Genomic DNA, 8865 nt, shown 5'->3' with positions numbered 1-8865 from the left:
ATTTTTTAAGATTAATAAAGATATATCTGCTTATATCTCCGTTAATCTTTAAAATCAAAAAATGGAAAAAAATCCTGAAAATCATCATAGTCACCGTTAATCCTGGGCAAAAAAAAATCGTGGCAAAGCAGCTATAATTTATCCCGAAACGTTTTCGGTGATACCCCCATTACTAATTTGAATGACCTTGAAAAAGTGTACTGGTCAGGGTACCCCATTTCCCCCGCAATTTCTTTAATGGTAAAACGGGTTTCTTTTAACAGCTGACTGGCCTTCTGCATACGCAGCGAAGTAAACAGCTGTATAGGAGAGTAACGGGTTTTTTCTTTGAAGAGCGCAGAAAGATAAGAGGCCGACATACACATTTCCCGGGAGAGGTCAGCCAGTGTGAGATGCTGATTCAGCCGTTGTTTCATGAGCTGTATACATCGCTCAATGATATTATCCGCCCCTCGTTTCATATAGTTAAATACGCTGAGTCGGAAGGTGCCAAGGAAGCTGTAAAAACGAAAATTGGCGTATAATAGATTTTCTATGTTGTTCATCAGGTCGAGATGATGAAGGATATCGTCGAATTGTGCATTCCGGCCCACCAGCGGAGGCGTAGTGCGGGGCTGCAGCCCGGTGCCCAGGTAGCGGTATATTTCGGCAGCCAGTTGCCCGGTAAACTGTACGGCGTACATCCGCCACGGATCATCCCGGTCCGGACCGGCGCGAAAAATCGTTTTGGGCGGAACGATCAGGTATTGGTTGGCGCCAACAACAATTTTTTTAGCAGCCGTTTCCAGCCATCCTTTCCCGTGTGCTGCATACAGTAACGTATATACGCTGGCGCCTTTAATTTCGCCGAGTTCCCTGGCCGCGTTTTCAGGGTATAGCCCCATCGTCGTAATAAAGAGATTTTTACCCAGCGGATGTTTTTCCAGCCTGCGTTTCAGCTGACCCGGTAAGATCCATGCAGTGGATGTGTTGGCGGCATGATGGTCCATGGTGATAGTAATTTAAGCTATTCTTTTCATAACATTCAACATTGTTTAGTACATAAAAATTTGCAACCTTAGCATAAGAAACTGGCACTGTGATTTTCATTTTCCACGTACTAACGGGTACTTATCAACCAATAGTGAACTGCTATGCACCAATTGCCCTTAATAGATCTGGCTGTCATCGTTATTTACCTGCTATGTATGATTTTGGTAGGCGTGTGGTTTTCCCGGAAAAATAAGAATGCTGCACAATTTACAACAGCATCGGGAAGTATTCCAGGCTGGGCTTTAGGACTTTCGTTGTACGCCACTTTTTTAAGCAGTAACACATTCCTGGGTGTGCCGGGAAAATCTTTCGGCAGTAACTGGAATGCTTTTGTATTCAGTTTATCTATGCCGTTGGCCGCTTTTATTGCGGCAAAATATTTTGTGCCTTTTTACCGGCACAGTGGCGAAGTGAGCGCCTATACGCACCTGGAGCGCCGCTTCGGGCCATGGGCCAGAACTTATGCCATGATTTGTTTTATGCTGATGCAGCTGGCCAGGATGGGCGCTATCTTTTTTGGGGTGGCATTGGCGCTGCAGGCGCTGACAGGTTTGGAAATGCGTACTATCATGACCGTTACAGGCGTCTGTATTATTATATATACTGTACTCGGTGGCATGGAAGCGGTGATCTGGACAGAAGTGCTGCAGGGCATCGTTAAAACCGCCGGCGCGCTCGTGATCCTTTGGCTGGTCATCACGGGCATGAACAACGGCGTGGCGGATATTGTCAGGATTGGTATGGCCGACGGAAAATTTTCTTTAGGGAGCTTTGAGCTGAATGATTTCCATAGCTCCACATTCTGGGTGGTACTGCTCTATGGCTTTTTTATTAACCTGAATAATTTTGGAATGGACCAGAACTACGTACAGCGATATCATACCGCCCGCTCGGAAAAAGAAGCTGCCCGCAGCATATGGTTGTGTGTATATTGGTATGTTCCGGTCAGCATGGTATTCTTTTTTATTGGTACAGCCCTGTATGCCTATGGCCAACAGCATCCTGAAGTACTCCTGGCGGTAAAACAGCAGGTGGCGGCAGAGCGTCAGGTAGCCGCCAACACCCTGCAGCCGGCAGATTACGGTGATAAGGTGCTGCCCTGGTTTATGGTGATGAAGGTGCCCCGGGGACTCCTCGGGTTAATTGTGGCGGCCATTTTATCAGCTGCTATGAGTACCGTCAGCAGCGGCATGAACAGTACCGCTACTGTTTTTTTGAAAGACATTTACCAGCGCTATATCAATCGTAACTCCGGCCCGCGAACAGATATGAAAGTGTTGTATACCGCTACCATGGTAACGGGCGTGCTGGCCATTCTTTTTGGCATATCCATGATAGGGGTAAAGAGTATCCTCGACATGTGGTGGGAGTTGTCAGGCATTTTTGCCGGCGGTATGCTGGGACTTTTTCTCCTGGGTATTGTTTCAAAAACAAAAAATGCCGCGGCGGTTGCCGCTACGCTGACAGGCCTGCTGATCATCCTGTGGATGTCGCTTTCCAAATACCTGCCCGCTGAATGGGTGCGTTTGCGCAGCCCGCTGCATGTGCATATGATCATCGTGGTAGGCACTTTATCAATATTCCTGGTGGGCATGCTCTTATCGCGTATGCAACGCCTTAAAATTTCCTGACCTAAAACCTGTTTGCTATGCAAAAGAAATTTGTACCGGTAATGATTACACCGTTTAACCTGAAAGCACAGATAGACCATGATATGGTGGAACCGCTGATAGATTTTTACCTGGAAGCTGGGGTGAAGGGATTTTTTGCCAATTGTCTTTCGTCTGAAATGTACAGTATCAGCGAGGATGAACGGCTGGAGCTGACCCGTCATGTAGTACGGTATGTAAACGGACGCGTGCCCGTAGTGGCCACCGGGTCGTTCGGATTAACGATTCCCGACAAAGCCGCCTTTACGCAGAAGATCCATGATACCGGCGTGGATGCGGTGATCATGATCACCGGTCATTTTGCCAACATCGACGAGGCGGATGATATCCTGTTGCACCGGTTTGAACAGCTGTTTGGGCTAACAGGAAATATTCCGCTGGGATTGTATGAATGCCCGGCGCCTTACAAAAGAGTGATAACACCGGAGATTTTAGCTACATTGCTGTCTACAAACCGGCTGATCTACCATAAAGATACTTCGTGTAACGTGGACAGTGTGCGGGCCAAGCTGGCGGTAACTGCAGGCAGCGGGCTGGAATTCTATGATGCGCATACGCCCAACGGGGTAATGTCCATGGAGATGGGAGCAGCCGGGATGTCATCTATCTCCGGAAATTTTTACCCGGAAATACTGGTATGGTTGTGTAATCATGTGCTGGATGAAAGCAGGCAGGAAGATGTACGCTGGATACAATCGGAACTGCAACGGGTAGATCCGCTGATCCATATTGCCTACCCGTTGAGCGCCAAGTATTTTCTCCAGTTACGCGGTCTGCCGGTACGGACTATCAGCCGTGCACATGCGCTGGAGCTGACACCGGAACAAAAACAAACCTTGCAGCAAATTTATCGTGATTTCAAAGACTGGTGCGAACGGTTACAGATCAGTGAAGTAATAACCGCTCCTTTGTCTTCACATTAAATAGATGTTATTTTCGACAGGAAATTATGATGGCAAACGGCCAATGTGTAGCTTAGTGAAATCCTTATTCCTAATTCACATAACAGATGTCTACCAGCCCTTATAATCTTCAGCAAGATGAACAGTTCCTGTGGGGCCGGCTTTGTGAGGGAGACCGGGACGCCTTCGCGGAAATATACCGGCGCTACTTTCCGCTGTTGTTCCGGTATTGTATTCGGTTTACACCGGATCGTGCCCTTGTAAAAGATGTGCTGCAGGACTTCTTTTCACAGTTGTTCCTTCAACGGGCAGGCCTGGCGGTAACCGTCAACCTGAAAAGCTATCTGTTGGTATCAGCCAGGAGAAAACTATTCAGGTACCTGGAAAGATCCGCAAAACTGCCCGGGAGCCTCGATGAAAGCACCGCCGTTCTTTTCGACCTGGAATTATCTCCGGAGAGCATCCTCATTAACCGCCAGCATACAGAACAAGCCACCCGTTTACTGCAACAGCAGCTCAACTCCCTCACACTCCGGCAAAAAGAAGCCATCTATCTCCGTTTCTATGAAAGTCTTACCTATGAAGAAATAGCGGAGATCATGGTATTGAAAGAAGTAAAATATGCCCGTACCTTAATTTATCGGGCGATCGCTGAATTAAAGGAACTGTTGGCACAAAATGAAGCCGCCCTGATGCTCCGCTAAAAAATAATTTAAAAAAACTTCCTTTTCCCTGAGGGCATTTTCCCGGTTACCGTCTCTTCTTATTGTACAAGGTACTTTTTTATGAACTATGACGAATATGAGGCCGCAGATTTTGCGGCAGATGCCTCTTTCCGGGCATGGGTGCTACACGACCGGGACGCAACCGGTTTCTGGACCCACTGGCAATCGACGCATCCGGAAAAGGAAGCAGTGCTCTACGACGCCAGGGCATTGGTGCTGGCATTGCAGTTCCGGATCAACGAGGTGAGTGCGGAAGAAATGGAGGTAGTAAAAAAACAGGTTGACAGACTCCTGGACGATACCGTTGTTAAAAAAAATAACGGACAACCGCACAGCCGCTGGTGGTATGCGCTCAGCGCAGCAGCAGCCGGTTTACTGCTGCTGGTAGGTATCTGGTATTATACCGGCAACTCCCAAACAGAAAAAATACTGGTACAAACCGGCTTCGGAGAAACTAAAACCGTAACGCTGCCGGATGGATCTTCGGTACAACTGAATGCCAATTCTTCCATATCCTATCCGGCCAAATGGGAGAAAGATAAGATAAGAACAGTGGCGCTGAATGGAGAGGCCTATTTTAATGTATCCAAATCCCCTGCAGGACTGCACCCGAAGTTCCGGGTACTCCTGCCGGAAGTAACTATCGAAGTAAAGGGAACTGCCTTTAATGTATATAACCGGCATAATAACATACAGGTATTATTGGAAGAAGGAAAGATTGTGGTCAATGATAGCCTGCAAATGAAGCCAGGAGATATGATGGCATTTACCCCCGGAGAACACCATCGTTTGGTGGCTGATCCGGCACAGCTCACCGCCTGGAAGCAACAACGCCTGGTGTTCCGGGATGAATCGCTGGGTCGGATTGCACAGCACCTGGAAGACATCTACGGCTACCAGGTTCAGTTTGGCAACAGCAAAATAGCGCGCCTGCTGTTTACCGGCTCAGGCCCCGCGGCTGATCCGGCGATGCTGTTAAAGGCGATGGCGACAGTTCATCAGCTGAAAATGACACAGAATAATTCAGTTATCATTTTTGAATAAGGTCTTTAAAACTTACAGTTATGCAAAAGAGCTTTACGAAGCTTTATGCTCCCTGGAGCACGATGCTGCTGTTAATGCTGCTGCTTACCAACCATATTACGGCGCAGCAATTAATGGTAAGAAGCACCGCTACTCCGGAAGAAGCAGGAACTATTTCACTACGCCAAATGCTGACTAACCTGGAAGGAGATCTCAGCGTCAGCTTTAATTATTCGCCGGCACAGGTGGCCGGCAAATTGGTGGCCGCAAAACAAGCGCGTCTGACTGCCGGTAACATGGAAGCACAGCTGGGCAAAATATTGCTGCCACTGGGCTTGCAGGTTGTTAAACTCAGCGATCACGATTACGCGATCCATACTGTCGCTACCGAAACAAAAGCTGCTGCCAAACCGGTGGATCAACTGGTAAAAGGTACTGTTACGGACGATAAAGGAACGCCCGTGCCGGGAGTCAGCGTACATGAAAAAGGTACCAGCAATGGTACAGCCACTGATGCGGATGGCAATTTTTCCCTGCGGGTGGCGGGTAGCAATGCCGTACTGGTATTCCGTTCTGTAGGATACCGCTCAAAAGAACAACCCGTGGGAAATGGTAACATGCAGGTACAACTGGCTGCCGATGTACGGAGTCTCGACGACGTGGTAGTAACTGCGCTGGGTATTAAACGCTCCGAAAAAGCATTGGGCTATTCCATTGCTACGTTAAAGAGTGAGCAGGTAAATACCGTAAAAGAAGTGAATATCGCCAATGCGTTATCGGGTAAAGTAGCGGGCGTAAATGTAAGAAGCGCCAGCTCTGATCCAGGTGGCACTTCATTGGTTTATATCCGCGGACAAAGCAGTTTTAACGGCGATAATCAGCCCTTATATGTGGTAGATGGTATTCCTATTGCCCCTGCAGTACGTGCGCCCAAACAGCCCGTAGGCCAGGTGGTAGTCGACTACGGCAGTACCATATCTGATATCAACCCGGACGATATTGCAAGCATTACGGTGCTGAAAGGCGCCAGCGCTTCAGCATTATATGGTTCCCGCGCACTCAACGGTGTGATACTTATCACCACCAAATCAGGTAATGGTCCTACAAAAGGATTGGGCGTTTCCGTGAACTCAAGCGCTATGTTCGATAAAGCATGGCTGTTCCCGAAATTTCAGAATGAATTCGGTGCCGGCGACCGCACCGGTTCTGATGAAACCATTTCTGAAGCTACCTGGGGCCCCAGATTAAATGTTGGTACCAAACATATACAATGGGACAGCCCGCTGGATAATAACGGTGACCCGATTCCGACAGACTGGGTAGCATATCCGAACCGGTTTAATGATTTTTTCCGCACCGGTTCTACGCTTACCAATAACATTGCGTTGACAGGCAATAATAAGGAGGGGAATTTTCGCTTGTCGTACACCAATCTGAAAAACGAAGGGATTATTCCTAATACAGATCTGACAAGGAATACACTTAATCTTGCGGCAGGATATACACTCCACCCCAAAGTAAAGGTGAGTACCAATATCGGCTATACGAAAAACAGCAGCGGAAACCGGCCCACATTTAACCGGGGTGGCGTGAGCAATATCGTTTACACCACTACGCCGAATATTGATATCAGGAAGCTCCGTAACTATTGGTTACCAGGTAAGGAAGGCCTGGAACAATTTACGCATCTGCCCGGGAGCACCGACAATCCTTACCTCGTAGCTTACGAGTTTATTAATGGATATGACCGGGATCGTATGATGGGTAATGTAGAATTGAATATCCAGATTACGAAAGACCTGACACTGATGGGACGCACCGGTATGGACCTTTACTCTGAAAGCCGGGAAAGTAAACGCCCCTTTGGTTCTATACGGAATCCATCCGGCGCATATGCCATTGAAACTGAATATTTCCGTGAACAAAATACTGACTTCCTGCTCAGTTATAAAAAACAACTGAATAAAGATTTCTTTATTTCCGTGTCTGGTGGCGCCAACAGGATGAACCGCCTCACAAAAGCAACCAGTCAGAAAACGGAGAGCCTGGTCATCCCGCAGTTGTATAATATTTCCAATGCCAAAGCAGGTACCGTCCAAAATACTTCCGGCAGGTACACCAAACGGATCAACAGCGTATACGGTATGGGAGAGGTGAGTTTCCGCAACTATGCCTTCCTGGATCTTACGGCACGTAATGACTGGTCGAGCACATTGCCGCCTGCCAACAATTCCTATTTCTATCCCTCCGCGTCTTTAAGCCTGATTGTATCGGATATGCTGGACATAAAATCCAAAGTACTTTCTTATGCCAAAATAAGAGTAAACTGGGCACAGGTAGGTGGAGATACAGATCCATACAACCTGTACAATACTTTTGCGTTTGGACAGGATTGGGGAGATGTAAAAGTGGCGAATATCAACAGTACCCTGAATAACAACCAACTAAAGCCGTTGATCGCAACTTCTCATGAACTGGGAGCGGATGTTCGTTTTCTGAATGGCAGAATCGGACTGGATTTTACCTATTACAATACGGTAGATCGTAACCAGATTATGAGGATCCCCGTGACGATGGCGTCCGGTTATAACAGCATGTATATTAACGCCGGTAAAATAAGTAACAAAGGTGTGGAAATCGGTTTGAGCGCCACTCCGGTGGCAGGCCCTTTCCGCTGGGATCTGCAGGTGAACTACACACGTAACCGTAACACAGTATTAGAGCTCTATCCGGGCATTACCAGCTACCTCGCAGGTGGCGCGGAAGGCATTCGCTTCCAGGTGCAGGAAGGCTCGCAAATGGGTGATATGTATGCGCAGGGATGGGCTACCGTACCGGATGGTGAATTTAAAGGGCAACCGTTGCTGGACCAGGATGGCTCTTACCAGAAAGTAAATGATTATATCAAGATAGGTAACTACAACCCTGATTTTATGATAGGGATCACCAATACATTTACCTATAAAGGTTTTGCGCTGAACCTGCTGATCGACTGGCGCCAGGGTGGCAAATTCTTTTCCTATGTGGCAAAGAACCTGTTGAGCGATGGCCGCACCTACACAACGATTAACGGTCGTGATCCGCAAACCGGTGGTTTTGCCTGGAATGATGGCACCAATCAACGTACCGATGGTATGATCCTCGATGGTTATATCGAGGTAAGCCCTGGTAAGTATAAGAAAAATGATATCATCACTGATCCGGAAAATTATTATGGAGAATACTACTGGAGTTTCAATGGCCGCTCTACGTTTGATGCCAGTTATGTGAAACTGAGAGAAGCCTCTCTTACCTATAATTTTTCAAAGAAAACACTGGGCAAATTCCCCCTGGGTAATCTATCGGTATCACTGATTGCACGTAACCTGTTTACCTGGACGGCAGCCGAGCAAGGGTATGATCCTGAAACAGCAATGACCATTTCCAATGGCAGTTTCTCTCCGGGAGTAGCCAGCTGGGGATTGCCATATACCCGTTCCTACGGCTGTAAGCTTGGATTTAATTTTTAAACCA

6 protein-coding genes are annotated in these 8865 nt (G+C 47.6%); 5 read left to right on the top strand and 1 reads right to left on the bottom strand.

The window, feature by feature from the left end:
- Positions 1-131: 131 nt before the first annotated feature.
- Positions 132-989 (bottom strand): AraC family transcriptional regulator, encoded by an 858-nt coding sequence (locus tag KE626_RS22030; protein WP_211975152.1) that lies wholly within the window; start codon positions 987-989, stop codon positions 132-134.
- 144 nt (positions 990-1133) lie between these two features.
- On the opposite strand from KE626_RS22030, the gene KE626_RS22025 reads away from it, so the two are divergent.
- From KE626_RS22025 to KE626_RS22005, 5 genes are all read left to right on the top strand, one after another.
- Positions 1134-2663, top strand: a complete 1530-nt coding sequence (locus tag KE626_RS22025; protein WP_211975151.1) for a sodium:solute symporter family protein — start codon at positions 1134-1136, stop codon at positions 2661-2663.
- A 17-nt stretch (positions 2664-2680) separates the two neighbouring features.
- Positions 2681-3625, top strand: coding sequence for a dihydrodipicolinate synthase family protein (locus tag KE626_RS22020; RefSeq protein ID WP_211975150.1), 945 nt, complete (start codon positions 2681-2683; stop codon positions 3623-3625).
- 86 nt (positions 3626-3711) lie between these two features.
- Positions 3712-4308: an RNA polymerase sigma factor gene (locus KE626_RS22015; protein ID WP_211975149.1), complete on the top strand. Its 597-nt coding sequence runs from the start codon at positions 3712-3714 to the stop codon at positions 4306-4308.
- Positions 4309-4389: 81 nt separating this feature from the next.
- Entirely contained in the window at positions 4390-5373 is a 984-nt protein-coding gene (locus KE626_RS22010; RefSeq protein WP_211975148.1) for a FecR family protein, read from the top strand.
- Positions 5374-5393: 20 nt separating this feature from the next.
- Positions 5394-8861, top strand: a complete 3468-nt coding sequence (locus tag KE626_RS22005; RefSeq protein ID WP_211975147.1) for a SusC/RagA family TonB-linked outer membrane protein — start codon at positions 5394-5396, stop codon at positions 8859-8861.
- Positions 8862-8865: the final 4 nt, after the last annotated feature.

The sequence above is a fragment of the Chitinophaga hostae genome, from assembly GCF_018224885.1.
GTDB lineage: Bacteria > Bacteroidota > Bacteroidia > Chitinophagales > Chitinophagaceae > Chitinophaga > Chitinophaga hostae.
This window is presented reverse-complemented; position numbering and strand designations above follow the sequence as displayed.

Bases quoted from the DNA above. Each gene is read 5' to 3' on its own strand.
- KE626_RS22025 (WP_211975151.1), top strand. From the start codon at position 1,134: ATGCACCAATTGCCCTTAATAGATCTGGCTGTCATCGTTATTTACCTG.
- KE626_RS22015 (WP_211975149.1), top strand. From the start codon at position 3,712: ATGTCTACCAGCCCTTATAATCTTCAGCAAGATGAACAGTTCCTGTGG.
- KE626_RS22030 (WP_211975152.1), bottom strand. From the start codon at position 989: ATGGACCATCATGCCGCCAACACATCCACTGCATGGATCTTACCGGGT.
- KE626_RS22010 (WP_211975148.1), top strand. From the start codon at position 4,390: ATGAACTATGACGAATATGAGGCCGCAGATTTTGCGGCAGATGCCTCT.
- KE626_RS22020 (WP_211975150.1), top strand. From the start codon at position 2,681: ATGCAAAAGAAATTTGTACCGGTAATGATTACACCGTTTAACCTGAAA.
- KE626_RS22005 (WP_211975147.1), top strand. From the start codon at position 5,394: ATGCAAAAGAGCTTTACGAAGCTTTATGCTCCCTGGAGCACGATGCTG.